The following is a 26823-nucleotide window of genomic DNA, read 5'->3' as shown; positions in this document are numbered from 1 at the left end:
CCGGGGAGGAGTTCGCTCTTGGTCTTCCTGGCGATCCCCCCGACCCAAGGGTTCGGTCAGCGAGGAAGGATGGCGCAGCAAGGCCGTGCGGGCCGCCTGCAGCTCTGCCGGCGGCAATTCGATCAGCGCGACCATCCTGCCGCCGACCAGGGCGGCGATCGGCATGCCGTCGCGGTACAGCACGCGCGAACCGGCCAGCGCCGGGACCTTGTCGCCGACCAGCACGGTGCCGACCAGGTTCAACGGATCGCTGCCGCTGAGGCAGACCAGTTCGCCATCATCCGCGCGCTGACGGATCGCGCGCAGCGGGGCGATCGCCTCGGGCAGGGCGAACTGCTCGCCGACCAGGCCTTCGACGAAGCGGCCGCCGCGGATTTCGCCGCGCGCCTCCAGCCGGTGGTACACGCGCAGCAGCTCGCGCCATGACGGCAGCCACGGCGCCTCGCGTTCGAGCAGCTTCCAGAACACCACGCCGTAGCGACGCAGCAGGCTGCGGGCGATGTGTTCGATCGCCTCGGGTTCGGGCTTGCCGTTGCCCGTTGCCGCGCCGCGCGCCAGCGCCCAGCGCCCCGCGTCCTCGATGCGGGCGAACGAGTGCCGGCGCGCCCGCCGGTGCCGTCCACTGTCGCGCTTCGCCGCGGGCAGCAACAGCGCCCGCAGGCCGGCGAAACTGTCGGCGCTGACCCGGCCGGCGGCGACCAGTTCGCCCAGCGCATCCTCCAGTTCGGTGCGCAGCAGGTGGGCGATATCCAGCAGCTCGTCGAAGAACAGGGCGCCGTGTTCGCGCAGTGCATCGGCGACGGCCTGTGCGCGCGATGACAGCAGGATCTCCTGCGGATCGTCACTGGCAGCTGCGGACGTCCAGACGGCCATCTCGCGTCGCGGCAGCAGCACGATCGGCGTGCTGCGCACCGGGCCACCGCCGCCACCGCTGCCGGTGCGCAGGCGCGCCCAGCCGATCCGTCCGGCACGACACAATTCGTCCAGCCAGTGGATCGAATAGTCGTCGATGCGCGCGGGCAGCAGTTCGGTCTCCCACGCGCCGGCCGCGGCCTCGTAGCCTTCCAGCTGCGCCAGTGTGGCCACCAGTGCGTCCGGCCCGCTGAGCTTCGTGGCCGTCGACACATGCTGCCAGTCGCACAGGTAGCGCATCAGCGCACGCCGGCTGACCGGTTCGATCTCGCGGCGCAGGCGGCCGATGGTGTAGCGGTGGATGCGCGCCAGCAGATGCCGCTCGCACCATTCGATGTCGCCGGCATCGGCGGTGAAGCGGCCCTGCATCACATAGCCTTCGGACTGCAGCCGCAGCAGTGCGTGGTCGATCTGCGCCGCATCCACCGCCAGCGCCGGCGCCAGCGCCGCCACCGTGACCGGACCGAGTCCGCCGAGGCGGTGGCGCACCAGTTCCAGCAAGGCGTCCTCGCGCGTCCATACCTGTGCAGCGTATTCGGCGGGCGCGGCGATCGGCGGTTGCATGGGGGCGGTGGGATGCAGCGCCTGCCACAGCGGCAGGTTCTCCGCGGACGTCCACACCGTTGTAGGAGCGCACCCTGTGCGCGATGCTTCTTCGCCGGATGAAGAGGAGCAATCGCGCACAGGGTGCGCTCCTACAGAAAGGCGTGTCGCGCGCCTTGCCTGGGCCAGTGCCTGCAAACGTTCCGGCCAGCCCATGTTGGCGTCGGCTTCCGCGGCGCTGACGAAACCAAGCAAGGTCAGCGCCTCGTGCATCTCGTCGGCGTCGCGCACCTGCGGCCACGCCTCCTCGCGCACCGCGGCGATCGCCTCGGGGTCGAGCCGGCCCAGATCGTCGGCGCTGTCGGCGCCGTTCCAGCGGCGGCTCTGCACGGCCTGGGTGCGGCGCTCCTCCAGCGGCGCGTCGTCGAGGAAGGCATACGGAGCGGCATTCAGCACCTCGGCGGCGAGCGGGCTGGGGCCGGTGAGGTCGCGCGCCACGATGGCGATGGCGCCGCTCTCGATCGAACGCAGGATCGCCAGCAGGCCGTCCACGTCCATCGCCTCGCGCAGGCAGTCGTGCATGGTCTGCCGGACCAGCGGGTGATCCGGCACCTCGCGCTCGCCCACGATGTTTTCCAGGCAGGCGACCTGGTCGGGGAACACCGCGGCGAGCAGGTCCTCGCTCTTCATCCGCTGCAATGGTGGCGGCGTCTTCTTGCCGCCGGTGAAGCGCGGCAGCGCCAGCGCGGTCACCGCATTCCAGCGCCAGCGTGCGGGGAACAGCGGCGCATCGAGCAGCGCCTGAATCAGCACATGCTCGGCGGTATTCGAGTGCAGGTAGTGCGCGACTTCCTCCAGTGGAAAGCTGTGGCTGGTCGACAGCGACAGCACGATCGCGTCCTCGGTCGCCGCCGCCTGCAATTCGAAGTTGAACTGGCGGCAGAAGCGCTTGCGCAGCGCCAGCCCCCAGGCGCGGTTGATCCGGCTGCCCCACGGCGTGTGGATCACCAGCTGGGTGCCGCCGGATTCGTCGAAGAAGCGTTCCAGCACCAGCGTGTGCTGGCTCGGCAGTACGCCCAGCGCGGCCTTGGCGCGGGCCAGGTAATCGGCCAGCTGCTGCGCGGCGGCGTCGCCCAGGCCCAGCTCGTCGTGCAGCCACGCCACGGCGGCCGGCACGCCGCCGGCATCGAGCTGCGCGGCAATCTCCTCGCGCAGGCGCGACACGCCGAGCGACAGCTCGTTGCTGCGCCCCGGCGCCTCGCCCAGCCAGAACGGGATACTCGGCGGCGCGCCGCGCGCATCCTCCACCCGCAGGCGGTCGCGCTCGACGCGCTGGATGCGGTAGCTGGTGTTGCCGAGCTGGAAGATGTCGCCGGCCATGCTCTCGACCGCGAAATCCTCGTTCACCGTGCCCACGATGATCGCCTGCGGCTCCAGCACCACCTTGTAGTCGGCGGTGTCGGGGATGGTGCCGCCACTGGTGAGTGCGGTGAGCCGCGCGCTGCGCCGCGGCCGCAGCTGGTGGTTCACCGCGTCGCGATGGATATACGCCGCGCGCGGGCCCTGGCGGGTGGTGAAGCCCTCGGCCAGCATGCGCACCACCGCGTCGAAATCAGCTCGGGTCAGATCGCGGTACGGGTACGCGCGGCGCACCAGCGCGTACAGCGCATCTTCGTCCCATTCGGCGCAGGCGACTTCGGCCACGATCTGTTGCGCCAGCACGTCGAGTGGCTGCGGCGGCATGATCAGCGCGTCCAGCTCGCCGCGGCGCACGCAGTCGAGCAGGGCGGTGCATTCGATCAGGTCGTCGCGGGTCGCCGGGAACAGCCGCGCCTTCGGCGTGCCGTCGATGCTGTGGCCGGAGCGGCCGGCGCGCTGCAGGAACGCGGCGATCGAGCGCGGCGAGCCGAGCTGGCAGACCAGGTCGACTTCGCCGATGTCGATGCCCAGCTCCAGCGACGCGGTGGCCACCAGCACCGACAGCTCGCCGCGCTTGAGCCGCTGCTCGGCATCCAGCCGCTGCTCCTTGGCCAGGCTGCCGTGATGCGCCGCCACCACCTCCTTGCCCAGCCGTTCGGACAGATGCCGCGCGGCACGCTCGGCCATCCGCCGCGTGTTGACGAACACCAGGGTGGTGCGGTGCGCCTGCACCAGTTGGGCGAGGCGGTTGTAGACGAGTTCCCAGCTGTCGTTCGACATCACCGCTTCCAGCGGCACCGGCGGCACCTCGATGGCGAGGTCGCGCACTCGGGTGTGGCCCACGTCGATGATGGTCGCCTTGCTCCCTCCCCTGCTTGCCCACAAGGGACTTCCTTCGGTCGCAGGGGAGGGCTGGGGTGGGGTGCTCTTCGCTTCATCAAGATCAAAAGCTTTACCCCCTCCCAACCTGCACTCGGGCCATCCATGGCCCTCGCCCTTCGGGCGGCTTGCGCCGTGCAAATCGGCAGTCCTGCCGATTTGTCCCCTGCGAGCAGGGGAAGGAGCAAGAGCGGTGAGCGAGGCGTTTTCCCCAGCGCCAACCAGAAACTCGGCGACCATCTCGATGGGCTTCTGCGTCGCCGACAGCCCGATCCGCAGCAACCGCCGCTGGCACAGCGACTGCAGCCGCTCCAGCGACAGCGCCAGATGCGAGCCGCGCTTGCTGCCGGCGATGGCGTGGATCTCGTCGACGATCACCGTGCGCGTATCGGCCAGCATCGCGCGGCCGGAGGCGGAGCCGAGCAGCACGTACAGTGATTCGGGCGTGGTCACCAGGATGTGCGGCGGCTGCTTGCGCAGCAGGTTGCGTTCGGCCTGCGGCGTGTCGCCGGTGCGCACCGCCGTGCGGATCGCCACGTCGGGCAGGCCGAGCCTTTCCAGCTCGGCGCGGATGCCTTCCAGCGGCGCTTCGAGATTGAGGTGGATGTCGTTCGACAGCGCCTTCAGCGGCGACACGTAGACCACCGTGGTGGCGTCGGCCAGCACGCCGCCATGGGCGACGCCCTCGCACACCAGCGCGTCGATCGCGGCGAGGAACGCGGTCAGCGTCTTGCCCGAACCGGTCGGTGCGGCGACCAGGGTGTGGTTGCCGGCGCGGATCGACGGCCACGCGGCCGCCTGCGCCGCGGTGGGTGCGGGAAAGCTGCGGCGAAACCACGCGGCGACGGCCGGATGGAAATCGTCGAGGGGGCAGGGGGCGAGGCGCATCGGCAGGGATCCGCGCGGCGGTCGGGAGATACTCACCGAGCATATATGGGGTCGTGATCGGCTGGCACCACTGCAGCGGAAGTCCCGCCGCCATGACTTCGGCCGCTGGCGGCCATGCCGGCGCCGGTGCAGCAGCGGACCTGGCATGGCAGTATTCAGTTTCGGTCGTCACAGCCCAGGGGCCCGAGGGGGGAATCCGGTGGCGGCGTTCATGCGAAGGACACTCATGCACGTAATGGATATGCCGCGGCGCAAGCCCGGCTTCATGCGCACGGCTTGCGGCCGGCTCGCGCTCCTCGTCCTGGTCAGCCTGTGTGCCGCGACCGCCAGCCATGCCGCCAGCCTTGATCCGGCCGTGCTGCCGAAGATCCAGGCGGCCACCTTCGAAGTGGTGGCGGCCAAGCCGGTCAAGGATCCGCTCAGCTACGAAAAGCCGCTGCCGCTGGAATTGCTGCCGTTCCAGGAGCGCAACGACAAGTACTACTCGATCGGCACCGCCTTCGCGCTGGGCAACCACCGCTACGTGACCGCGGCGCACGTGCTGCAGATCGGCATCGACAGCCTGTGGGGCGAGCCCGCCCTGCGTGATGCCAGCGGCCATGTCTACGCGATCGACAAGGTCGAGAAGTTTTCGTTGCAGCAGGACTTCGTGGTGTTCACGCTGGCCGAACAGCCGGCTTCGGCGGCCGCTCTGGAGGTCAATCCGAAGCCGGCGTTGAACGAGGTGGTGTATGCCGTCGGCAACGCACTCGGCACCGGCGTGGTGATCCGCGACGGCCTCTACACCTCGGACACCCCGGAGGAGCAGGATGGTCGCTGGAAGTGGATGCGCTTCTCGGCAGCAGCCTCGCCCGGCAACAGTGGTGGCCCGCTGCTCGACACCAACGGCAAGCTGATCGGCATCGTGCTGATGAAGTCGGCCAACGAGAATCTGAACTACGCGCTGCCGATCCACGAAATACTCGACGCGCCCGACCGCAAGGCCAGCATGGATTCCCGCGGCGCCTACCAGCTCGATCTGTTCGACGCCCGCCAGAACGGCACGTTCAAGGCGCAGTTCGCGTTGCCGCTGAGCCTTGCCGCGTTCTATCGCGAATATCAGAAGCACCTCAACGCCTTCAGCGACGAGCAGATCAAGGCACTGCTGGCCAGGGAATCGCCCAACCTGTTCCCCCAGGGCCAGGGCTCCGCCAAGTTGCTGTACCAGCAGACGCAGTTGACCGGCTTTCCCCAACTGATCATGCGCGGAAGCACCGGCGAGTGGGCGCTCAATGGCAACCGGTCGCGACATCTGCCGCTGGATGGCAACGGCTATCTGGATGTGGGCGGCGTGGGCCGCAACGGCCTGGCGCACCTGCGCCGTCCCGATGGCGTGGACGTTGCCAGCTTCTATGGCGACGCGAAGCTGCGCATGGACCTGATGGCCAAGACCGGCATGTTCCAGCGCACGGTGGGCAGCGAGAACGTCAAGATCACCTCGTTCGGGAAGCCCAGCTTCCAGACCGAGCACATGGACCGCTGGCAGCGGCCGTGGCATGTCGAGATCTGGCCGATGCCGTATGCCAACGCGCTGATGATGATCTATTCCCTGCCGGTGCCCGACGGTACCGTGATGCTGACCCGCTTCGTGCCGGCATCCGGCAAATACGACGCCAGACTCGACATGGATGAGTTGAGCAATTTCGTCTACACCAGCTACGAGGGCACCCTGGCCCAGTGGAAGCAATTCGTCGCCAGACCTGCGCTGTTGCCGGCGGCATTCAAGAACATCCACCTCGACTTCGACTACGACCACCGCTTCAGCTATGCCTCGCAGCGGGTGGCCTTCTCGTACACGCCCGAGCTGCAGGTCATCAAGCCGGACAACCTGCTGTATCTCGGCTTCCGCTTCCTGCTGGACAAGCAAAAGCCCGCCTGGGATGTCGGCGCGGTGCTGGTGTGGAAGACGCCGGCGTCCGACGACAAGAACAATGTGGTGGTGCAGCGTTTCGTGGCGCCGCCGGTCGGCCTGGACGAGGACCTGACCAGCCAGTGGCAGAAAATTTCGCAGCGACGCTACCCCTACAACGCCGTGGCACGCCAGGAAGATGGTCTGATGAAGATCAATGGCGTGGTCGCCGCTGCTGCCGACGACGGCCATGCCTCGGTGTTGTACAGCCCGTTCTACGGGGTGGAGGGCAGTCATTCGCAGGACGAGATGAAGCAAAAGCTCGATCTGCTGACCAGGGACCTGCGGGTCAGCGAGCCTTGATGGACATTCCCCGTCGCGTGCTCCCGTGATCAAAAGCGATCATTGAAATGGCAGAGAGGCTTCAAGTGCAGCGATCCCCGCAACCGACGCCGCCAGACCGCGTCGAAATCGAACCGCAAGAGCCATGGTTGGGCATGGCCGACGGCCAGCGCGTGTTTCTGCGCGACTGGCCGCTGGCGCAGGCGCGTGGCGCGGTGCTGATCGTGCACGGGCTGGGCGAACACAGCGGGCGCTACCAGCGTCTCGCCGCATGGTTCAACCAGCGCGGCCATGCCGTGCGCAGTTACGACCAGCGCGGCCACGGCCGGACGCCGGGCCGTCGCGGCAGGCTGCGGCATGCCGACGACCTGCTGGAGGACCTGGCCACGGTCTACCACGACTACGCCGACAGCCAGCCGCACGCGCCCTTGTTGCTCGGTCACAGCATGGGCGGCCTGGTCGCCGCGCGCGCGGTACTGGATGGCCGGGTCACGCCGCCGGCACTGGTGTTGTCGTCGCCGGCGCTGCGCAGTTGGGAGTCGCCGCGGATGATCGCGCTGGCGCGGCTGCTCAGCCGACTCGCGCCCAACCTGCCGCTGCGCAACGGGCTGGACGCGAGCAAGCTCTCGCACGAGGCCGGCGTGGTCACCGATTACCGCGCCGACCCCCTGCGCCACGGCTGGATCACCCCGCGGCTGGCCGACTTCATCTTCCATGCCGGTGCGGCGTGCATCCGCGATGCGGCCAGCCTGGCGGTGCCGACCCTGCTGCTGGTCGCCGACAGCGACGCGCTGGTCGATCCGTCCGGCAGTCGCGCGTTCGCCCGCAAGGCCGCCAAAGGTGGCCAGCTGACCACACGCTACTTTTCCACGCTGTACCACGAATTGTTCAACGAGGCCGAGCCCGGTCGCAGCCAGGTGCTGATGCAACTGGGCGACTGGCTGGGCCGGCAGGATCTCGCCCCGGCCCGCTGACCGGCATCCTGCGCACGAAAATAGTCGGCCGGCCCGCAGCCTGCCTCCGCATCGCCATGAATGGCGGCGATACTCCTGCGCAAACCTACAGGGAGAAGGTTGCATGTCACCTCGATCCAGCCAGCATCGTTCGCGCCAGCTTGCCTGGCGCGCTTTTGCCTGCCTCTCGCTCGGCCTGCTGGCTGCCTGCCATCGCGGCCACGATGACGGCAAGCCGCCATTGCAGGGAGCGCCCGCCAAGGCATCCAGCGCGCCGGCGGGCGAGCACGCCAGGGCCGGCTTCGCGCTGGTCTCGGCCAGTTCCCGCACCGCCGACTCGCGCACCGCGATCACCCTGCGCTTCAACGCCGCGCTGGCCTCGGCGCAGGCGTTCGACACGCTGATCGCGGTAACCGGCCCCAACGGCGAAGCGATCAGCGGCAGCTGGAGCCTGGACGACGACGGCAAGACGCTGGGCTTTCCGTTCGTGCAGGCCAACACGCGCTACGTGGTGCAGCTGAAGTCCGGCCTGCTCGCCGCCGATGGCCGCACCCTCGGCCACGAGGTGAAGCACGAGGTGTATTCCGGCAACCTGCCGGCGGCGGTCGGCTTCGCCTCGCACGGCAGCGTGCTGCCGGCGCGCGGCACGCGCGGCCTGCCGCTGGTGTCGATGAACGTGCACGATGCCGACGTGGAGTTCTTCCGCGTGCATGACGATGCCCTGTCCGACCTGTTCTGCGCCTACCCGCGCAACGGACATCGCGACAGCTACGAGCTCGACCACGAGGTCAGCTACTACAACAAGTGTGGCAAGGGTGACGATCAGCGCAGCCGCCTGCCGATCACCGACATCGCCGACTCGGTCTACGCCAACCATTACAGCCTCGGTGGCGAAGCGAACGAGCGCACGGTGACCTACCTGCCGGTGCAGAACATCAAGGAGCTGGCGCAGCCGGGTGTGTACATGGCCGTGGTCAAGGCCGGCGGCACCTTCAAGGACGGCTACGACACCGCCACCTTCTTCGTCAGCGATCTCGGCCTGCACCTGCGCGTCTACCGCGACAACGTGCTGCTGCACGTCGCCTCGCTGCGCGACGGCACGCCGGTCAACGCGGTCGACATCGAGGTGCGCGATGCGGATGGTCACGGCAAACTCAAGGCCAGCACCGACGCCGACGGCAACGCGCTGATCGCGTACAAGGTCAAGCCGTCCGACGTGCTGGTGGCGCGGCACGGCAAGGATGTCTCGGTGCTGCCGTTCAACCGGCCGGCGCTGGATGTGTCGAACTTCGACATCAGCGGTCGCCGGCAGGCGCCGTTCGAGGTGTATGCATGGTCCGGCCGCGACCTGTACCGGCCGGGCGAAACCCTGCGCGCCTCGGCGTTGTTGCGCGACTACGACGGCAAGCCGATGAAGCCGCAGTCGCTGTTCGTGCGGGTGAAGCAGCCTGATGGCCGCACCCTGGTGGAGACCCGGCTGGAACCGCAGCAACTGAACTACTTCGAGCTGAGCCAGGCAATTCCGGCCGACGCGCCGACCGGCCTGTGGCAGCTGGAATTCCGCCTCGATCCCGCCAGCAAGGAGACCGTGCAGGCGTTCCCGTTCCATGTCGAGGAATTCCTGCCCGAGCGGCTGAAGGTCGAGCTGTCCAGTGCGCAGAGGCAGCTGGCGCCGAATGAACCGTTGCAGCTGAAGGTCGCTTCCAGCTACCTGTATGGCGCGCCTGCCGACGGCAACCGCTTCACCGCGAAACTGCTGGTGGCGCCGGACGTGCATCCGCTGGCCACGATGAAGGACACCTTCTTCGGCAACCCGCTGGTCGAGCTGCCGAAGAGCGCCGATGACGTGGTCGATGCCAAGCTCGATGCGCAAGGCGTGCTGGAGCAGGAGGTGCCGCTGCCCGATGACGTGAAGCCGGTCGCGCCGCTGGCGGTGACCTTGTCCGGCAGCGTCTACGAAAGTGGCGGGCGCGCGGTGACGCGGCTGCTCAAGCGCACTTACTGGCCGGCCGACACGCTGGTCGGCGTGCGTCCCTTGTTCGATCCGAAGCAGGGCGCCGAGAGCGAAAGCCCGGTCGGCTTCGAGATCGTGCGCGCGAATGCGAACGGCGAGCTGGTAGCCGGCGCGCACCTGAAGGTGCGCCTGCAGCGCGAACTGCGCGACTTCTACTGGTTGTATGAACAGAACGGCGGCTGGCAGTCCAACGCCAACCAGCGTCTGCAACTGATCGACGAGCAGGACGTCGATGTCGCCGCCGGCAAGTCGGCGCACGTGGAGTTCCCGGTGCAATGGGGCAGCTATCGCGTCGAGGTGTACGACCCGGCCACGAAACTCACCACGGTGTTTCCGTTCTTCGCCGGCTACAGCTGGGACGACGAGAACCTCGGCAAGGAGGCGCGCCCGGACAAGGTCAAGCTGCAGCTGGACAAGGCGCGCTACCGTGCCGGCGACACCATGAAGGTCACGGTAACGCCGCCGCACGACGGCCCCGGCGTGCTGCTGGTGGAATCGGACCATCTGCTCTACACGAAGAATATCGATGCCAGGGCCGGCAGCAGCTTCGAGATTCCGGTGACGAAGGACTGGGAACGCCACGACGTCTACGTGTCGGCGCTGGTGTTCCGCGGTGGCGAAGCGGCCGAGCACACCACGCCGGCGCGCGCGATGGGCGTCGAGTACGTGGCGATGGATCGCAGCGACCGGCGCATCCCGCTCAAGCTCGACGCACCCGCGCTGATGCGTCCGGGCAATCCGCTCAGTGTCAGTGTGGAGGCGACCGGGCTGGCCGGGCAGAAGGCCTATGTCACGCTGTCGGCGGTCGACCAGGGTGTGCTCAACATCACCGACTATCCGGTGCCCGACGCGTGGGCCTGGATGTTCGCCAAGCGCGCGCTCGGCGTCGATGCCTACGACTTGTACAGCCGCCTCATCGAGGCGATGGATGGCGAGCAGGCCAAGTTGCGCTACGGCGGCGACATGAGTGCGGCCGCCTTGCCCAAGGCGACCCGGCTCAACCCGAAGGTGCAGATCGTCGACCTGTTCAGCGGCCCGGTCGCGTTCGATGGGCAGGGCAAGGCCACGCTGCATGTCGACGTACCCGACTTCAACGGCAGCCTGCGGCTGGCCGCGCTGGCGTACAGCGACAGCCGCTACGGCAATGCCGACGGCAACGTCACCGTGCGTGCGCCGCTGGTGGTCGAGCCGAGCACGCCGCGGGTGATGGCGGCCGGTGACAAGGCGATGATCAGCCTGGACCTGAAGAACCTCTCCGGCAAGGACGGCACGGCCAGAGTCAGCGTCAAGGGCGGCGGCCCGATCAGCATCGACAAGGCGAGCCAGAGCGTGGCGCTGAAGGACGGTGCCGGCACCACGCTGCACCTGCCAGTCACCGCGCAGGCCGGTGCCGCGGTGGCCACGGTGGATATCCACGCCGAACTCAACGACTACCAGGTCGATCGCCACTTCGAGTTCGCCGTGCGTCCGGCCTGGCCGGAAACGGTGAGCACCACGCCGATGGCGCTGGAAGCGGGCAGCAGCGAGCGCCTTGGCGCAACGGCGCTGACCGGCCTGCTGCCGGCCACCGTGCGTGCGCGCATCACCTTGAGCACCTTGCCGCCACTGCCGTACGCCGCGGCGCTGCGCGACATCCTGCGCTATCCGTATGGCTGCATCGAACAGACCACCAGCAAGGGCTACGCCGCGCTGATCCTGGACGGCCAGACGGCCGCGGCACTGGGTGCGCCGGTGATGAGCGACGAGGTACGCAAGTCGGCCGTCGAGGGTGCGCTGTCGCGGATCGCCTCGTTCCAGGCCAGCAACGGCCACTTCAGCTTCTGGGGCGGCAGCAGCCCGATCGTCACCTTCACCACGCCGTACGTGGTCGACTTCATGCTGGACGCGCGCGACGCCGGCTTCGCCGTGCCGCAGGACGTGCTGCAGAAATCGTTGCAGCGGCTCAACGATGACCTGCTCGCCGGCGGCCATCCCTACTACGACTACGAGCAACACGACCACCTGCGGCTGGCCGACGAGGCTTACTCCGGCTTCGTGCTGGCACGCGTCAACCGTGCACCGCTGGGCACGCTGCGCGCGATCTTCGACAACGAGCGGCAGAAGCTGGTGGCGCCGTTGCCGCTGGTGCACCTGGGCATAGCGTTGAAGCTGATGGGCGACAACGAGCGTGCGCAGAAGGCTGTCGACGAGGCGTTCGCGTGGAGCAAGGAGCGCCCTTGGTACGTCGGCGACTACGGCTCGGACCTGCGTGATCTGGCGCTGATGGTCGCACTCACCCACCACTACGGCATGAGCAAGCCCGCCTACGACGCCAAGCTGGTCGACTGGGCGCGCAACGCCACCGCCAACGTGCGAGTGCGCCAGCAGCAGGACAAGGACTACCGCTGGTCGTGGTCGTACCTGAGCACCCAGGAGCAGGCGGCGATCGCCCGCGTGGCACGCGCGTTCGATGCGAAAAGCCAGGCGCCGCTGGCGGTGTCGCTCAACGTCGGTGGCAAGGTCGAGCAGGCGCCCGCGCAGCGCGTGTGGAGCCGCGAGCTGAGCGTGGCCGAACTCGACGCCGGCGTCACCGTGCAGCCAACCAGCGACGCGGCGATCTTCGCCACGCTCGATGTGGCCGGCATTCCGCAGAAGGCGCCGGCCGCGGACGACAGCCAGATCGACGTGCGCCGCAGTTACTTCACCACCGACGGCAAGCCATGGCGCGGCGACACGCTGAAGGAGGGCAACACCCTGATCGTCGAGCTCGACATCGAGGCGCGCATGGACATCCCCGATGCGCTGGTCACCGACCTGCTGCCCGGCGGGCTTGAAGTGGAGAACCTCAACCTCGGCGGCGCGCAGGCGTGGTCGGGCGTGGTGATCGACGGCATCGATCTGGACCAGCACGCCGCGGCGGCCGACATCCGGCACGAGGAATACCGCGACGACCGCTACGCCGCCGCGCTGAACCTGCGCCGCGGCGACAAGGCGCGCGTGTTCTACCTGGTGCATGCGGTGACGCCGGGCAGCTATGTCGTGCCGCCACCGCTGGTCGAGGACATGTATCGCCCGGCCGTGCGCGGCATCGGCAAGGTTGCACCGGCGAAGATCACCGTGGTCGAGCCGTAGCCGCTCTTGCTCCTCCCCCTGCTTGCAGGGGGAGGTTGGGAGGGGGTAAAGCTTTTGACTTTCGCTTCGGCGTGCCGAAGAGCGACCCCACCCCAACCCTCCCCTGCGTTGCAGGGGAGGGAGCAAGGCGCATCATGACCGCGACCACCTCCACTGCGCCGCCCACCATCACGCGTCGTTCCCGTGCCTGGCGATGGCTGCGCGGCATCCTCATCGCAAGCACTTTCCTGCTGCTCACGGCAGTCATCCTCGACCGCCTGTTCCCACTGCAGCTGCCGGCACCCGACAGCGGCAGCACGGTGGTGCTGGCGCGCGATGGCACGCCGCTGCGCGCGTTCGCCGACAACGATGGCGTGTGGCGTTATCCGACCACCGCCAAGCAGGTGTCGCCGCTGTACCTGCAGGCGCTGCTGACCTACGAGGATCGCTGGTTCTATCGCCATCCCGGGGTGAATCCATACGCACTGCTGCGCGGCCTGGCCGGCGGCATCATGCATGGCCGTGTCGTTTCGGGCGGATCCACGCTGACCATGCAGGTGGCGCGGATCATCCATCCGATCCCGCACACGTTCGGCGGCAAGCTGGTGCAGATCCTTCGCGCGCTGCAGCTGGAGGCGCATCTGAGCAAGGCGCAGATCCTCGACCTGTACCTCAACCACGCGCCGTTCGGCGGGCCGATCGAGGGCGTGGAGGCGGCGTCATGGGCGTATCTCGGCAAGCCGGCGACGCGGCTGTCGCATGCGGAGGCGGCGCTGCTGGCGGTACTGCCGCAATCGCCCAGCCGGCTGCGCCCGGACCGCCGCGCCGCGGCCGCCCGCGTGGCTCGCGACAAGGTGCTCGGGCGCATGCGCGACCTCGGCGTGTGGAGTGCTGCGCAGGTGCGCGATGCGGCGATCGAGCCGGTGGCGGCGCGTTCGTTGCGCGCGCCGTTGTCCGCCGCGCTGCTGGCCGAACGGCTGCACCAGCAACAGCCGCAGGCACGGCGGATCACCAGCACCATCGACGTGAACCTGCAACGCGCCGCCGAGGATCGCGTCGGCGCGTATCTGTCACGGCTGCCGCCACAGACCTCGGCCGCCTTGCTGGTGGTCGACAACGCCACGCTGGAAGCACGCATCTATGTCGGCACCAGCGACTTCGCCAACCCGCAGCGGCACGGCTACATCGACATGGTGCGCGCACCGCGTTCGCCCGGCTCCACGCTGAAACCCTTCCTGTACGGGCTGGCGCTGGATGACGGGCTGATCAACTCGGCCAGCCTGCTGGTCGACGCGCCGCAGGACTTCGGCGGCTACAAGCCGGGCAATTTCGACGAGGCGTTCTCGGGGCCGGTCAGCGCGGCCGAGGCGTTGCAGCGCTCGCTCAACGTGCCGGCGGTGGACGTGCTCGACCGGGTGGGACCGAGCCGCTTCGTGGCGCGGCTGGCCAACGGCGGCGTCGACCTCGGCCTGCCCGCCGGCGCGCAGCCGAACCTGTCGATCATCCTGGGCGGTGCGTCGACCCGGCTGGAGGCGCTGGTCGGCGCGTATACCGCGTTCGCCAATGGCGGCATCGCCGGCACGCCGCGCTACACCAGCGCGCAACCGGCGCGGCCGCGGCGACTGCTGTCGCCCGGCGCAGCGTGGATCGTCCGCGACATCCTCGCGCACAATCCGGCCGACGTCGAAGGCGCGCCGCTGGCCGGCGCCATCAACCGCCACGCCAGCGTGGCGTGGAAGACCGGCACCAGCTACGGCTATCGCGATGCGTGGTCGATCGGCGTCACCGACCGCTGGACCATCGGTGTATGGATTGGCCGTCCGGACGGCACGCCGTCGCCGGGCCAGTACGGTGCGGTCACCGCGTTGCCGCTGCTGTTCCAGATCGCCGACATGCTGCCCTCGCGCGGCGGTCGTGTTGTCGCGCAACCGGCCAGCGTCAGCCAGCGCGAGATCTGCTGGCCGCTGGGCGGCGCGCTGGACGCGACCGATCCGGCGCTGTGCCGCCAGCACCGCACGGCCTGGCTGCTCGACCACGCGCTGCCGCCGACCTTTGCCGAGCGCGGCCTCGGTGCCTGGTCGGCCGGCCTGCTCGACTTGCGCCTGAACGACAACGGCCAGCGGCTCAGCGCGACGTGCCATGCGCGGCACGAGCGCACGCTCCAGTTGGCGCGCTGGCCCGCGCTGGCCACGCCCTGGCTGAGCCGCGACGATCGCGAGCGTTCCGCCTTGCCGCCGCTGGCACCCGGCTGCGCCGCCGATTCGCTCGACAGCGCCAATCCGATCCGCATCAGCGGGCTGGTCGATGGTGTCACCCTGCGCCGTGCACCGAACAGCGAGCAGTCGCTGCGCGTGACGCTGCATGCGCTGGGTACGCAAACCACCGTGCAATGGCTGCTCGACGGTCGCCTGCAGGGCAGCAGCGAAGCCGACGCTGCAATCGCAATCAGCCTGCCGCAAGCCGGCAATTACCGGATCACCGCGCTGGCCCGCGATGGTGCGTTTGCCACCCTCGCGGTGCGGGTGGTGGGTCCGCCGTCGTGAGGTCGCCGGACCGGTCGGCCCTGCCGGACCACGCCCGCCAGCAAGTATCGATCAGAAGCGGAAGCGCACGAATAGCGACGGACCATCCAGCTTCATGTCTAGGTTGGCGTTGTAGTCGTGCTTGCGCTGGTGCAGCACCACGCGGCTGTAGCCGTATTCGGCACCGAAGCCCACGTTCTGCCACGGGAAATATTCCACGCCCAGCGCGGCATTGACGATGTGGCCGTTGAGCCTGCCGCCATTCTTCTTCACGCCGGCGGCATCGAGGTACATGCGCCACTGGTCGTTGAACGCATGCCTCCAGCCCAGCTGCAGCATCGGTGCCCAGGCGCTGTCGGTGGTGCTGGACGAGGCCTGTCCCACCGAATTGCCGTTGACGCTGGCTTCGCCGCTGATGCCGGCGTGCACGCGATACCAGGCGCCACCCAGGCCGACGCCGAACACGTCGTTGCCGTGGCCCAGCCACCAGCGGTAGGCGGCGCTGCCGAAGTCGAAGTTGAGCTTGCCGCGCACCGACGCGGCCGCGTTGTAGTCGTTGCCGTTGTAGCTGATGCCGCGCGACAGGCTTCGGCTGTTCTCGCGGTTGACGCTGTAGTAGTCCAGCGAAAAGCCCTGGCTGTCACCGAGCAGGAAGTCGATGCGTGCGCGCGGCACGCGCTTGTGGTCCTTGAAGCCCAGATCCTTTTCGAGGCTGAAGTCGCCGCCGTACCGGTTGCTCTTGTCGCTGGCGCCGATCGTGGTGTCGGCGTGGGCGTCGTAGCCGCCCAGCCAGATGCTGATCCGGTCCAGCGCCGGCGACTGCTGCGCCAATGCGCTGCTGCTGGCCGCGGCCAGCGCAAGAAGGATGGCTGCGCGACCGGTGTTGCGCCGGCGGAATGCGCTTGCAAAAGACATCAGTGAACTCTCCATGCCGAGGGGTGGCGTGCGCGCCGAAGGCGGGCGCTGCGGGGGAAGCCTCGCGCATGGTAGGAAACCCGGTTGTCTAGACAGCGTGCAGGCGACTGCTTCGTCGCGTGCGTGTCGGCGCGCCGGCGTGGATCGTCATCCGGTTCATCACGACGGATCGCTGCCGGCCGGCGCATCCGTCGCGAGCGGCAGGTTGCATGGATCACCTCGTCGCGGCGGCATCCTGTTGTGGCACCTTGCGCACCTTCGCCATCGGATAGCCCAGCGCCTTCACCCGGGCGAGCAGCGCATCGTAGTCGGCCTGCGCAATCGTCGGCGTGCGCGCCATCACCCACATGTAGTCGCGCGCATCGCGGGCCACGATCACCTGGCTGTAATCGTCCTTCAGATACGCCACGATGTACTGCGCCTTCAGCGGCCAGAACACCTGCACGCCCCACACCGCGTTGCCGGTGCCTTGCTTGACGATGCCGGTGGAATGGATGTCCTTCTGCTGGCCATCGAAGCTGCCGTCGCGGAAATGGAACGAGGTGGCCACGTCGCCATTGGGCTTGAGCGTGTAGATCTCGAGCGCGTTGTAGGCGGTTTTCTCGAACCGGGTGGGGATGGTGGCGATCACGTACCAGTTGCCCATGAAGCGGGGCAGGTCGACGTGGGCCACCGGCTTGATCGGCGGCAGCTCGCTGGCGCAGGCATTGGCGCTCAGCAGCACGGCGCAGGCCATCAGCAGGGTCCTGGAAAATTTCATGGTCACTCCGGGCGAAGGTGGGGAAAGCGGGTGGTGGATTCAGGGGCGCACGAAGCGGTAGTGCGCGACCAGCCACTCCTGGCCGTCGGCGTAGCCGAACAGTTCGGCGCAGGACATCCAGAACATGCGCCAGCGCTGGAACCACAACGTTGCGGCCTTCGCGCCATACGCCGGGACCAGTACCTGCATCACCTGCTCGCGACGGGCATCCTGGTTGGCCAGCCAGTGGTTGGCGGTGCGCTGGTAATGCTTGCCGTCGACCAGCCAGCGCTGCTCGATGTTCAGCGCCGACTGGAACCACAGCAGCGTGTCCGAGGCCGGCATCAGGCCGCCGGTGAAGAAGTGCCGGCCCATCCAGTTGTCGTCGCCGGCGGTCTCGAACGGGTACATCGCGGTCTTGTGCGCGAAGATGTGCACGAACAGCTTGCCGCCCGGCCGCAGCCAGCTGGCGATGCGCTGCAGCAGGATCTCGTAGTTGCGCATGTGCTCGAACATCTCGATCGACACGCAACGGTCGAACTGCGCCGCGTCCAGTTCCAGCGCATTGACGTCGCAGGTGAGCACGCGCACGTTGAACAGTCCGCGCCGGCGGCACTGCGCCTCGATGTGTTCGCGCTGCGGCCTGGAGTTGGACACCGCGGTGATCCGCGCGTCGGGATAGCGCTCGGCCATCCACAAGGTCAGCGAGCCCCAGCCGCAACCCAGTTCCAGGATCGACTGGCCGTCGGCCAGTTCGGCGCGCTCGCCGTATAGCCGCAGCATCGCCTCCTCGGCCTGCTCCAGCGACTCGTCGCCGCGCGGGTAGTAGCAGCCGGAGTATTTCAGGCGTTTGCCCAGGCACAGTTCGAAGAATGCCGGCGGCAGCTCGTAATGCTGCGCGTTGGCGGCATCGGTATGGATCGCCACCGGGCTGTGCCGCAGCATCGCGATGCGCTCGGCATAACGCGCGGCCTGGGCGTCGAGGCCGCCGGCCTGTTCCTCGCGCAGGCGTTGCGCGCACAGCCGGCGAATGCCCTGGCGCAGCAGCGCATCGGGAAGGTGGCCGCGTTCGGCCATGCCCAGCAGACCCGGCGCCGGGCGCTCGCTGGCCAGCTCGTGGGAAGCAACGGTGTTCATCGTTCGGTCCTCTTCGGAAACCATGGAATCAGCATCGGCGTGCTGCGCTGGTAGTCGCGGTAGTCGTCGCCGCGGTTGCGCAAGGCCTGCGCCTCGGTGTACGGCACGCCGCTGATCCAGCGCAGGAACACGTACATCACCAGCGGGCCGGACCAGGCCAGCCAGGCGAGCGGCGAACCGACGGCAAGGCAGACATAGGCAAACCAGTGCAGCCACTCGAAGAAATAGTTCGGGTGGCGCGAGTAACGCCACAGACCTTCGCGACAGGTGCGGCCCTTGTTGGCCGGGCTGTGGCGGAAACCGGCCAGCTGCGCATCGGCGATCGCCTCGCCGATCACGCTGAACAGCCAGATCGCGGCCGCCGCCAGCAGCCACCATCCGGACAGGTGCGGGTTGCGCGCCACCGCCACGAACGGCAGCGCGAACAGCACGATCAGCACGGCCTGGAACTGGAAGAAGGCGAAGAACTTCCACTGGCTGCCGTGCCAGTGAGCGCGCAGGTTCTGGTAGCGGCCATCCTCCGGCTCGCCGCACACCCGTCGCCACAAATGGACGGCCAGACGCGCACCCCATGTACCACCGAGCAGCGCCAGCGCCAGGCGAGTCCACGGCGTGCCGCTGCCGGTGAGCGCCAGCAGCACGGCGCTGCCGCCCACCCCCGCCGCCCACAGCGCGTCGACGATGCCGGCGTTGCTGCGCTTGCGCTGCCACTGCCAGCCCAACGTCATCATCGCCGTCGCCAGCAGCCAGACCAGCAACAACTGGCAGAAGACGCTCATGTGGAAACCCCTCGCGTCGGCTGGTTCGCCGCGCCCGTGTGCAGCGTGGTCGCGCCGCGGCGAGCCAGCCAGGCCAGCGCCGGTGTCGCCAGCGCCCAACCGATGGCCAGCGCCAGCAGGGTGCGCCACGTCGGCTCGGCGAAAGTCACCACGTGCCAGCCGCGCGCCGCGCCGAGATAGGCCAGCGGGCCGCCGAGCAGTCCCAGCAGCGCCGCCAACCACAAGCGGCTCTGCAGATAGCGCAGCGATTGGGTGAAGGTCAGCGCAAAGGTCACCCACAACGCCAGGATCCATGCCGGCGCCAACGCCAGCCCGGGCCAGCCGCTGGCGTAGCTGGCCAGGCCGCCGCGGATCAGTGCGCCGTCCAGCAGGAAGCCGAACACCAGCCCCGCCGCCATCAGGCTGAGGTCGACGCGGTAGTTGCGCGCGCCGGCCAGCTGCGCCAGCGCATAGACCAGCATGCCAAGCACGCCCGGCCACGCCAGCCCGTGGCCGGCACCGATCACCGCGGCGAACCAGACCGCCTGGTAGCCGAGCAGGCTGAGCCAGAAACTCATGCGGGCAGCTCCACGTGGCGGCTGATCTGCGGCAGCAGGGCGGCGTGACGATTGCCGGGCTTGGCCAGCAGCAGCTGCGCCACGCCGATCGAGCGCTCGCGGAAGCCGCCCTCGCAGTACGCCAGGTAGAACTCCCACAGGCGGATGAAACGCTCGTCGAAACCCTGCGCGCGCACCTGCGCCAGCTTTGCCATGAAGCGTTCGCGCCAGGCCTGCAAGGTCAAGGCGTACGAACTGCCGAAGTCCTCCAGCTGGGTCAGCGCCAGATCGCTGGTGCGGGTCTTCGCCGCCAGCAGGGCGTTGATCGACGGGATGAAGCTGCCGGGGAACACATGGCGCTTGATGAAGTCGACCGACTTCAGCGCCTGCGCGTAGCGATGGTCCTCGATGGTGATCGCCTGCAGCAGGGCCAGTCCGTCGGGTTTCAGCAGGGCGCCAAGTTTTTCGAAATAGACGTCCAGATACGGCGCGCCGATCGCCTCCACCATCTCGATCGAGACCAGCTTGTCGTACTGGCCATCGAGGTCGCGATAGTCCTGCAGCAGCAGTTCGACGTGCGCGCCCATGCCGGCCGCGGCCGCCCGCTCGCTGGCCAGCGCATGCTGCTCGCGCGAGATCGTGGTGGTGGTGACATGGCAGCCATACTGCTGCGCGGCATACAGCGCGAAGCCGCCCCAGCCGGTGCCGATCTCGATCACCCGGTCGGTGGGCTGCAGGTCGAGCTTGCGGCAGATCCGCTCCAGCTTGCGGGTGGATGCCTGTTCCAGCGTGTCGCTCGGCTCGGTCCAGATCGCCGAGGAATACATCAGGTCGCTCGACAGGAACAGGCTGAAGAAATCGTTGCCAAGGTCGTAGTGCGCGGCGATGTTGCGCCGGCTGCCGTCGCGGGTATTGCGGCGCAGCGCATGCCAGCCGCGCATCGCCATGCCGCCGAGCCGGGCCAGTCCGCTTTCCATGCCGTCGAGCAGGTCGCGGTTGCGCAGCAGCAGCTGGAACAGGCCGACCAGGTTGTCGCAACGCCACTGGCCGTCCATGTACGACTCGCCGGCACCGACGCTGCCGTTGCGCGCCACCGCGCGATAGAAGTCCGGGTCCAATACCTGCAGGTGGATCTGCAGCTCGGGATGCGCACTGGCTGGGTCGCCCAGCTCGACCGTACCGCCGGCATCCTGCAGCACCAGCCGGCCATGGCGCAGGCCGCGCAGCTGGCCGAGCAACTGCTGGCGCAGGAATCGGTCGACGGTACCGAGCGAGGCTTGCTGGCCGGTGATGGTGGTGGCGATGTGGTTCATGTCATGCCTCGGGGATGTCGTCATTCGGGTTGTCAATCGCGATGGCGCGACGGCAGCGAAGGGTGGTCGTGCACCGGGTTGCGCTTCAGCCACAGGCGCAGCGCCTGCCAGTGGATCGCGCCGACCACCTGGGCGGTCATCAGCGGGTAGCGCCACAGCACGCGTGCCAGCGATCCGCCGGTCAGCGCGCGGCGCCGCAGATCCAGCGTGGCGTCGAAGGTGCGCACGCCGTCGTGGAGCACATTCATGTGCACCCGCAGGTCATCGCCGGGCAGGGTGAAGCGCCAGTCGTAGGCGCAATCCATCGGCATGAAGGGCGAGACGTGGAAGGTCTTGGCAAACGCCCAGTGCAGCGCGCGGCCGTGGATCTGCGCGCCCTCGATCGGCAGCACGTAGGCATGGCGTTCCCGCCATGGCGTGTTGGTGATCTCGGCCACGATCGCGACCAGGGTCCGGCCGTCTTCGGCGTAGCAGTAGTAGAAGCTGACCGGATTGAACACCAGGCCGAAGTAGCGCAGGTGAGTGAGCAGGCGCACCGGCCCGACCGGCCGCTGGCCGGTGGCCTGCTCGACGCGACGGCGCACGGCTTCGGCCAGGGACAGGTCGGCCGGCCCGAGGTAGTCGCTGCGGCGGAACTGCGCCACGTTGCCGTGCTTGGTCGACCACAGCCAGCGTCCGGCGAAAACCTGCTCGACTTCGTCCAGGTCCAGGTACAACTGCGCCATGCGGTAGTCGAACGCGTGCGGATGCGGCGCGTGCCGACGATGGCGCACCACGCCCTCATACACCGCGCTGTTCAGCAGCAAGGTCGAGCTGGCCGGCTTCACCGTCATGCGACCGGCTCCGCTTCGCGCGGCGCCGTGGCCGGCAACGGCTCGGTACCCAGCGGCCAATGTACGCCGAGCGCCGCCGCCACTTCCACCGCGCTGCGCATGCCATCCTCATGGAAGCCCCAGCCCCAGTAGGCGCCGGCAAACCAGGTGCGGCGCCAGCCCTGGATTTCCGCCTTGCGCGCCTGCGCCCGCACCGACGCCTCGGTGTAGACCGGATGGTGATAGCGCATGCGCGCCAGCACCTTGGCCGGATCGATCGCCTCGCTGCGATTGAGGGTGACCACGAAGGGCTCCGGCGAGTCGATGCCCTGCAGCAGGTTCATGCAATAGCTGACCGTGCAGGCGGCGTCCGGATCGCGCGGCAGCCAGGCGTTCCACGCCGCCCACGCCTTGCGCCGCCGCGGCAGCACGCGGGCGTCGGTGTGCAGCACGGTGTCGTTGGCCTGGTAGCTCATCGCGCCGAGAATGGATTGCTCGCGCTCGTTGGCGTCGGCGAGCAGGGCCAGCGCCTGGTCGCTGTGGCAGGCCAGCACGATCTGCTCGAAGCGCTCGCTGCCGGCGGCGCTGTCCACCTCGACCCCGTCGTGGTGGCGACGAATGGCGAACACCGGGCAGGTCAGCCGTTCGTGCACCGGCCAGTGCGCGCGCAGCGCCGCCACATAGGTCGACGAACCGCCCTGCACCACCCGCCACTGCGGCCGGTCGCCGAGCTGCAGCATCTGGTGGTTGGCCATGAACTGCACCAGGTAGCGCGCCGGGAACTTGAGGATCTGCGTGGCCGGCGACGACCACAGCGCCGACGCCATCGGAATCAGGTGTTCGTCACGGAACGCCGCGCCGTAACCGTGCTGCTGCAGGTAGTCGCCCAGCGTGGTCATGTCGTCGCGCTGCAGCAGCAGCGCCGGCGCCTCGCGGTAGAAGCGGGCGAGGTCGCGCACCATGCCCAGGAAGCGCGGCGACAACAGGTTGCGGCGCTGGCAGAACAGCGTATCCAGCGTGGCCGCGTTGTACTCCAGCCCGCTCGCTTCGCTGTGCACGGAGAAGCTCATCGTGGTCGGCTGCGAGGCCACGCCCAACTGCGCGAACATCCGCGTCAGCAGCGGGTAGTGCGCCGGGTTGTGCACGATGAAGCCGCTGTCGATGCGATAGCGCCGGCCGGCCTGTTCCACCGCATGCGTATGCGTGTGCCCGCCGAGATAGTCGTTCGCCTCGAACAGGGTCACGTCATGCTTGCGCGACAGCAGCCACGCCGAGGCCAGCCCCGCAATGCCCGATCCGACCACGGCGATGCGCATGACCTAGCTCCTCGCCCTGGCCAGCACCCAGGCCGGTACCGGCTTCAGCCCGCGCACCAGGCCCAGCATCGACATCAGCTTCAGGCCGTACCAGGTCAGGTCCACTTCCCACCACCGGAAACCCTGGCGGCTGGAGCCGGGAAAGAAGTGATGGTTGTTGTGCCAGCCTTCGCCGAACGTGAGCAGGGCCAGCCACAGGTTGTTGCGGCTGTCGTCCTTCGTCTCGAAACGGCGCTTGCCGAAGCGGTGCGCCAGCGAGTTGATCGTCACCGTGGCGTGGAACAGCACGATGGTGGAGACGAAAAAGCCCCACACCAGCATCTGCCCGCCGCTGGTACCCAGCTGCGGCGCCACGTCACGCAGCAGGGCGCCCAGGCCGTACATCGTCACGGCGAGCAGCAGCGGGATCGCGATGTCGTAGCGGTCCAGCCAGCGCAGTTCCGGATACTTCGCCAGGTCCGGCACCCGCGACAGGTCGGTGCGGAAATGGCGGGGGGTCAGGAACCAGCCGACGTGGCTCCACAGGAAGCCATGCACGCCCGGCGAATGCGGGTCGCGCACGGTGTCGGCGTGGCGGTGGTGGTGGCGATGATGCGCGGCCCACCACAGCGGGCCGCGCTGCACGCAGGAGGCACCGATGGTGGCGAACACGAATTGCACCGCACGCGAGGTGTGGAACGTGCGATGCGCGAAGTAGCGGTGATAGAAGCCGGTGATCGCGAACATGCGCAGCGCGTACAGCGCCGCCGCCACGATCAGCGCGATCGGCGATACGCCGACCCAGATCACCCCCAGGCAGGCCAGGTGCATGGCGATGAACGGCGCGGCGCGCAACCAGTCGATCCGGTCCTCGCGGCTCTCGTCGAGCTCGACCGTCGCGCTGGTATCGAACCAGCGGCGCACGGTACGACCCAGCCAGGACGGCTTCGGCATGGCGCGATCGGCCGCGGCGTCGGTCGCTGCCTCGATCGGCGCAGGCGGCGCCATCACGCTCGGTTGGGGGGTGGCCATGAAAGCATACCTGTCTGCGGGTCAGACACAGATACGGTAGAAGCCGTGCAGTGGATGCATCGGTCGGTGAGCGGGCGCGCTTAAGCTCGCGTGGCCCCGGCCCGTGCGAACAAGGGGATCCGGCAGGCCGCGCACGCCGTAACAGACCACGAATATCGGGAGAATCACATGTCAGGCATGAAACAGGTCATCGGACTGGCTGGCTGGCTGCTGCTCAGCTCTGCCGCTGCCGCCATCGGCGCGGTGGCATCGATGCAGGCGGCCAGCTTCTACCAGCAGCTGGCGCAACCGTCGTGGGCGCCGCCCGCGGCGGTGTTCGGCCCGGTGTGGTCGGTGTTGTACGCCCTGATGGGCCTCGCGGCGTGGCTGGTCTGGCGCGAAGGCGGCTGGCGCCGGCAGCGTGGCGTGCTCACGCTGTTCACTGCCCAATTGGCAGTCAATGCGCTGTGGAGCTGGCTGTTCTTCGGCTGGCATCGCGGCGCGCCGGCGTTTGTCGACATCGTGCTGCTGTGGCTGCTGATCGTGGCCACCGTGATCGGCTTCTGGCGCGTGCGGCCACTGGCGGGCGCACTGCTGCTGCCATACCTGTGCTGGGTCAGCTTCGCCGCGGCATTGAACTTCGCCGTGTGGCAGCTGAATCCGGGGGTGCTGGGCTGATTTCAGGCGCTTCGTTGCCGCCGCTGCGCACCTGTGCGTGGCTGATCAACCCGAAGATCAGGCTGCCACCGACCACGTTGCCGGCCAGCGTGGGCAGGCCGAAGTGCAGTACAGCTTCGGCGAGGGAGATCTCGCCGGCGAACACCATGTACATCGCCTCGGCCGAGCCCACGATGATGTGGGTGAAGCCGCCGATCGCAATCAGGTAGGTGCAGATCACGATGATCGCCAGGCGCGAGCGCTCGCTCGCGGCCAGCATCCACACCATCATCGCGATGATCCAGCCGGCCAGGATGCCCTTGCTGAACATGGCGAATGGCGTGTTCTGCATCAACTCGCGGCCAATCTCGACAAAGGCGCGCTGGGTGGCTGCGTCGAACTGCTGCAGATGCAGCAGCCCGAAGGCAAACAGCGAGACGCCCAGCAGATTGCCCAGCAGCACCAGCGACCACAGCCGCAACAGGCGCAGCAGATTGCGCCAGCCCGGCTTGGTCATGAACGGCAACACCGCGGTCAGCGTGTTTTCGGTGAACAGCTGTTGCCGCGCCAGGATCACCGCCAGGAAGCCGAACGTGTAGCCCAGTGCGTCGATCAGGTGGCCGCCACCCACGCCGGCAAGATGCCGCTGCAACACGCCGCGCGCCAGCAGCGAGAAGCCCATGGTCAAGCCGGCCGCCAGCGACGACCACGCCAGCGCGGCAAAACCGCGGCTCAGCTCTTCCTCGCCGCTGTGCCGGATGACTTCATGCAGCACGGCCGCACGTGGCGGCGACTTTTCCTTCACTTCGCGATGTTCTTCACGCGACAGCGAAAAGCCGCTGCCCGAGCCCTCTTTCAGCGACTCCTCGACCTCCGCCTTGTCGGCGGCAGCGGGCGATCCCGTTTCGGCGTTGTGCCCGGCTTTGTCGAGTTCTTCCATCATCCGGCACCTTGCTGAGTGGACGCCTCCCATCGCAGTGAACGTCGGTCGATCCGGCGCCGAAATGGGAGCGAGGCCGTTATCGCATGTGGGGGTGTGGTGGCTTGATGAAGGCCGCCTTCTCGTGCAGAACACGCCAGGCAATGATCGAGTTGGCTGCACGACGGGTCGAGCTGCCGCGCTTGCAAGAGGCCAGGCCGCACCGCGCAGATGAGGATCAGGGTGGATTGGCACCAACCAAGGCCTCAGCCAGAAGCCGCCGAATTCAGTCCTTCCGGCGGCTCTCCAGCGCGCTGGATACTTGCTCCAGCAGTGCGCGAAGGCGCTTGACGTTGGCCGAGCCCACTGCCTCGGCGAGCCAGTCTTCGAATTCCTGGCTGAGCGCGATCAGCGTGGTCATTGCCGCCATGCCGCGCCGGGTCAGCTGAACCAGCTTGGCGCGGCCGTCGGCCGGGTCGGCGGCTACTTTCAGATACCCACACTCGCGCAGATTCTCCACCAGATACGCCATGCTCTGCTTGGTCATGCCCGCGCGTTCGGCTAGCGTGGTCATGCGCGTACCGCCGGGGTCGAGGTGGCGGAACACCGCGCTGTGCGCGGTACGCAAGTCATGGAAACCGTGGGCTGGCAGCGCACCGTAAACGGCATCCTGCAATTCGTTGTAAGGCAGCCTCAGCAGGCTGCCGAGCGTGCGCTGGCGCTCGGGATAGGTGTCGGACATGTCGGCAGCTTGACATATAGTCAGAATGACTGTCCAATATAGTCAGGTAATCTGACTATAGGCAAAGAGGCATGAACGCAATGCACCACCCATCCGCCGTCGATCAGGGTCTGCGCGCCCACAATCTGTCGGTTGTCGACCGCCACATGCGCAATGAAGCGATCGATCCAGACAGCGTGATGTCGCTGTATACCGACGACGCGGTGCTGGAGATTCCGGCACGCGGGTTGCGCTTCGACACGTTGGCGGCCATCCGCGACAACTATGTGCGGATGTTCGCCTCGATGTCCGAGGTGGCAATCCATCCGATGGATCGCTTTGCCACCGACGACCGGGTGGTGGACGAATGCATGGTGACACTGCGCATCGTCGGCGACGGTGTCACCGGCGCGCCGCTGCCGATCGGCACACGCGCAGAACTCCGGCTGCTGCATGTCTTTCACATGCGCGATGGGCGGATTGCCCGTGAGGAAGTATTCGAAGCGTGGCGCCGGCTGGAGGGTTGAGCCGGAATCTGG

Annotated in this window: 17 protein-coding genes and 1 pseudogene; 6 read left to right on the top strand and 12 right to left on the bottom strand. The window is 68.1% G+C overall.

Annotated features, from left to right (window positions below):
* Positions 1-60: 60 nt before the first annotated feature.
* Positions 61-4641, bottom strand: a pseudogene (locus ACQGNJ_RS17800) (DEAD/DEAH box helicase); the annotation flags it as partial.
* A gap of 226 nt (positions 4642-4867) precedes the next feature.
* Here ACQGNJ_RS17800 and ACQGNJ_RS17795 point away from each other — a divergent pair.
* The 4 genes from ACQGNJ_RS17795 to pbpC all read left to right on the top strand — a co-directional run bounded on the left by ACQGNJ_RS17795 (position 4868) and on the right by pbpC (position 15471).
* Positions 4868-6892: a S1 family peptidase gene (locus ACQGNJ_RS17795; RefSeq protein ID WP_426690579.1), complete on the top strand. Its 2025-nt coding sequence runs from the start codon at positions 4868-4870 to the stop codon at positions 6890-6892.
* A gap of 134 nt (positions 6893-7026) precedes the next feature.
* Complete coding sequence (locus ACQGNJ_RS17790) at positions 7027-7845, top strand: alpha/beta hydrolase (RefSeq protein ID WP_426690578.1); 819 nt, start codon at positions 7027-7029, stop codon at positions 7843-7845.
* Between the two features lie 103 nt (positions 7846-7948).
* Positions 7949-12949: an alpha-2-macroglobulin family protein gene (locus ACQGNJ_RS17785; RefSeq protein ID WP_426690577.1), complete on the top strand. Its 5001-nt coding sequence runs from the start codon at positions 7949-7951 to the stop codon at positions 12947-12949.
* 134 nt (positions 12950-13083) lie between these two features.
* Positions 13084-15471 (top strand): penicillin-binding protein 1C, encoded by a 2388-nt coding sequence (gene pbpC, locus ACQGNJ_RS17780; RefSeq protein ID WP_426690576.1) that lies wholly within the window; start codon positions 13084-13086, stop codon positions 15469-15471.
* 51 nt (positions 15472-15522) lie between these two features.
* Here pbpC and ACQGNJ_RS17775 read toward each other — a convergent pair whose 3' ends face one another.
* From ACQGNJ_RS17775 to ACQGNJ_RS17735, 9 genes are all read right to left on the bottom strand, one after another.
* A complete protein-coding gene (locus ACQGNJ_RS17775) occupies positions 15523-16365 on the bottom strand; it encodes a hypothetical protein (protein WP_426690575.1) in 843 nt (280 codons plus the stop codon).
* 214 nt (positions 16366-16579) lie between these two features.
* Positions 16580-17125: a lipocalin family protein gene (locus ACQGNJ_RS17770; protein ID WP_426690574.1), complete on the bottom strand. Its 546-nt coding sequence runs from the start codon at positions 17123-17125 to the stop codon at positions 16580-16582.
* Between the two features lie 39 nt (positions 17126-17164).
* Positions 17165-18241 carry an SAM-dependent methyltransferase gene (locus ACQGNJ_RS17765; protein WP_426690573.1) on the bottom strand — a complete coding sequence of 359 codons (1077 nt, stop codon included), beginning with the start codon at positions 18239-18241 and terminating at the stop codon, positions 17165-17167.
* On the bottom strand, positions 18238-19020 hold the full coding sequence (locus ACQGNJ_RS17760) for a DUF1295 domain-containing protein (protein ID WP_426690572.1): 783 nt from the start codon (positions 19018-19020) through the stop codon (positions 18238-18240). The genes ACQGNJ_RS17765 and ACQGNJ_RS17760 overlap by 4 nt, the downstream gene beginning before the upstream one ends.
* The gene (locus tag ACQGNJ_RS17755) at positions 19017-19577 is read right to left on the bottom strand and encodes a DUF2878 domain-containing protein (RefSeq protein WP_426690571.1); all 561 of its coding nucleotides are present in this window, start codon (positions 19575-19577) and stop codon (positions 19017-19019) included. Before ACQGNJ_RS17755 ends, ACQGNJ_RS17760 begins: the two co-directional genes overlap by 4 nt.
* Positions 19574-20869, bottom strand: coding sequence for a class I SAM-dependent methyltransferase (locus tag ACQGNJ_RS17750; protein WP_426690570.1), 1296 nt, complete (start codon positions 20867-20869; stop codon positions 19574-19576). Before ACQGNJ_RS17750 ends, ACQGNJ_RS17755 begins: the two co-directional genes overlap by 4 nt.
* Before the next feature lie 32 nt (positions 20870-20901).
* The gene (locus tag ACQGNJ_RS17745; protein ID WP_426690569.1) at positions 20902-21702 is read right to left on the bottom strand and encodes a DUF1365 domain-containing protein; all 801 of its coding nucleotides are present in this window, start codon (positions 21700-21702) and stop codon (positions 20902-20904) included.
* Positions 21699-22997, bottom strand: a complete 1299-nt coding sequence (locus ACQGNJ_RS17740; protein ID WP_426690568.1) for an NAD(P)/FAD-dependent oxidoreductase — start codon at positions 22995-22997, stop codon at positions 21699-21701. Before ACQGNJ_RS17740 ends, ACQGNJ_RS17745 begins: the two co-directional genes overlap by 4 nt.
* A 3-nt stretch (positions 22998-23000) precedes the next feature.
* Positions 23001-23930 (bottom strand): acyl-CoA desaturase, encoded by a 930-nt coding sequence (locus ACQGNJ_RS17735; protein ID WP_426690683.1) that lies wholly within the window; start codon positions 23928-23930, stop codon positions 23001-23003.
* Positions 23931-24176: 246 nt separating this feature from the next.
* On the opposite strand from ACQGNJ_RS17735, the gene ACQGNJ_RS17730 reads away from it, so the two are divergent.
* Complete coding sequence (locus tag ACQGNJ_RS17730) at positions 24177-24665, top strand: TspO/MBR family protein (RefSeq protein ID WP_426690567.1); 489 nt, start codon at positions 24177-24179, stop codon at positions 24663-24665.
* Here ACQGNJ_RS17730 and ACQGNJ_RS17725 read toward each other — a convergent pair.
* Positions 24604-25584, bottom strand: coding sequence for a formate/nitrite transporter family protein (locus ACQGNJ_RS17725; RefSeq protein ID WP_426690566.1), 981 nt, complete (start codon positions 25582-25584; stop codon positions 24604-24606). The genes ACQGNJ_RS17730 and ACQGNJ_RS17725 overlap by 62 nt on opposite strands.
* A gap of 265 nt (positions 25585-25849) precedes the next feature.
* On the bottom strand, positions 25850-26305 hold the full coding sequence (locus ACQGNJ_RS17720; protein WP_426690565.1) for a MarR family winged helix-turn-helix transcriptional regulator: 456 nt from the start codon (positions 26303-26305) through the stop codon (positions 25850-25852).
* A gap of 71 nt (positions 26306-26376) precedes the next feature.
* Here ACQGNJ_RS17720 and ACQGNJ_RS17715 point away from each other — a divergent pair, with 71 nt between their 5' ends.
* Positions 26377-26811 carry a nuclear transport factor 2 family protein gene (locus tag ACQGNJ_RS17715; RefSeq protein WP_426690564.1) on the top strand — a complete coding sequence of 145 codons (435 nt, stop codon included), beginning with the start codon at positions 26377-26379 and terminating at the stop codon, positions 26809-26811.
* The last annotated feature ends 12 nt before the right edge of the window (positions 26812-26823 follow it).

It is taken from the genome of Rhodanobacter ginsengiterrae (genome assembly GCF_050026815.1).
Classification (GTDB): domain Bacteria; phylum Pseudomonadota; class Gammaproteobacteria; order Xanthomonadales; family Rhodanobacteraceae; genus Rhodanobacter; species Rhodanobacter ginsengiterrae.
Note: the sequence above shows the minus strand (reverse complement) of the source record. Positions and strands in the feature narration are given on the sequence as shown.

Coding starts and splice junctions, on each gene's coding strand:
- ACQGNJ_RS17790 (WP_426690578.1), top strand. CDS start 7,027: ATGGCCGACGGCCAGCGCGTGTTTCTGCGCGACTGGCCGCTGGCGCAG.
- ACQGNJ_RS17775 (WP_426690575.1), bottom strand. CDS start 16,365: ATGTCTTTTGCAAGCGCATTCCGCCGGCGCAACACCGGTCGCGCAGCC.
- pbpC (WP_426690576.1), top strand. CDS start 13,084: ATGACCGCGACCACCTCCACTGCGCCGCCCACCATCACGCGTCGTTCC.
- ACQGNJ_RS17760 (WP_426690572.1), bottom strand. CDS start 19,020: ATGAGCGTCTTCTGCCAGTTGTTGCTGGTCTGGCTGCTGGCGACGGCG.
- ACQGNJ_RS17715 (WP_426690564.1), top strand. CDS start 26,377: ATGAACGCAATGCACCACCCATCCGCCGTCGATCAGGGTCTGCGCGCC.
- ACQGNJ_RS17765 (WP_426690573.1), bottom strand. CDS start 18,241: ATGAACACCGTTGCTTCCCACGAGCTGGCCAGCGAGCGCCCGGCGCCG.
- ACQGNJ_RS17720 (WP_426690565.1), bottom strand. CDS start 26,305: ATGTCCGACACCTATCCCGAGCGCCAGCGCACGCTCGGCAGCCTGCTG.
- ACQGNJ_RS17795 (WP_426690579.1), top strand. CDS start 4,868: ATGCACGTAATGGATATGCCGCGGCGCAAGCCCGGCTTCATGCGCACG.
- ACQGNJ_RS17745 (WP_426690569.1), bottom strand. CDS start 21,702: ATGACGGTGAAGCCGGCCAGCTCGACCTTGCTGCTGAACAGCGCGGTG.
- ACQGNJ_RS17725 (WP_426690566.1), bottom strand. CDS start 25,584: ATGGAAGAACTCGACAAAGCCGGGCACAACGCCGAAACGGGATCGCCC.
- ACQGNJ_RS17750 (WP_426690570.1), bottom strand. CDS start 20,869: ATGAACCACATCGCCACCACCATCACCGGCCAGCAAGCCTCGCTCGGT.
- ACQGNJ_RS17755 (WP_426690571.1), bottom strand. CDS start 19,577: ATGAGTTTCTGGCTCAGCCTGCTCGGCTACCAGGCGGTCTGGTTCGCC.
- ACQGNJ_RS17770 (WP_426690574.1), bottom strand. CDS start 17,125: ATGAAATTTTCCAGGACCCTGCTGATGGCCTGCGCCGTGCTGCTGAGC.
- ACQGNJ_RS17730 (WP_426690567.1), top strand. CDS start 24,177: ATGTCAGGCATGAAACAGGTCATCGGACTGGCTGGCTGGCTGCTGCTC.
- ACQGNJ_RS17785 (WP_426690577.1), top strand. CDS start 7,949: ATGTCACCTCGATCCAGCCAGCATCGTTCGCGCCAGCTTGCCTGGCGC.
- ACQGNJ_RS17740 (WP_426690568.1), bottom strand. CDS start 22,997: ATGCGCATCGCCGTGGTCGGATCGGGCATTGCGGGGCTGGCCTCGGCG.
- ACQGNJ_RS17735 (WP_426690683.1), bottom strand. CDS start 23,930: ATGCCGAAGCCGTCCTGGCTGGGTCGTACCGTGCGCCGCTGGTTCGAT.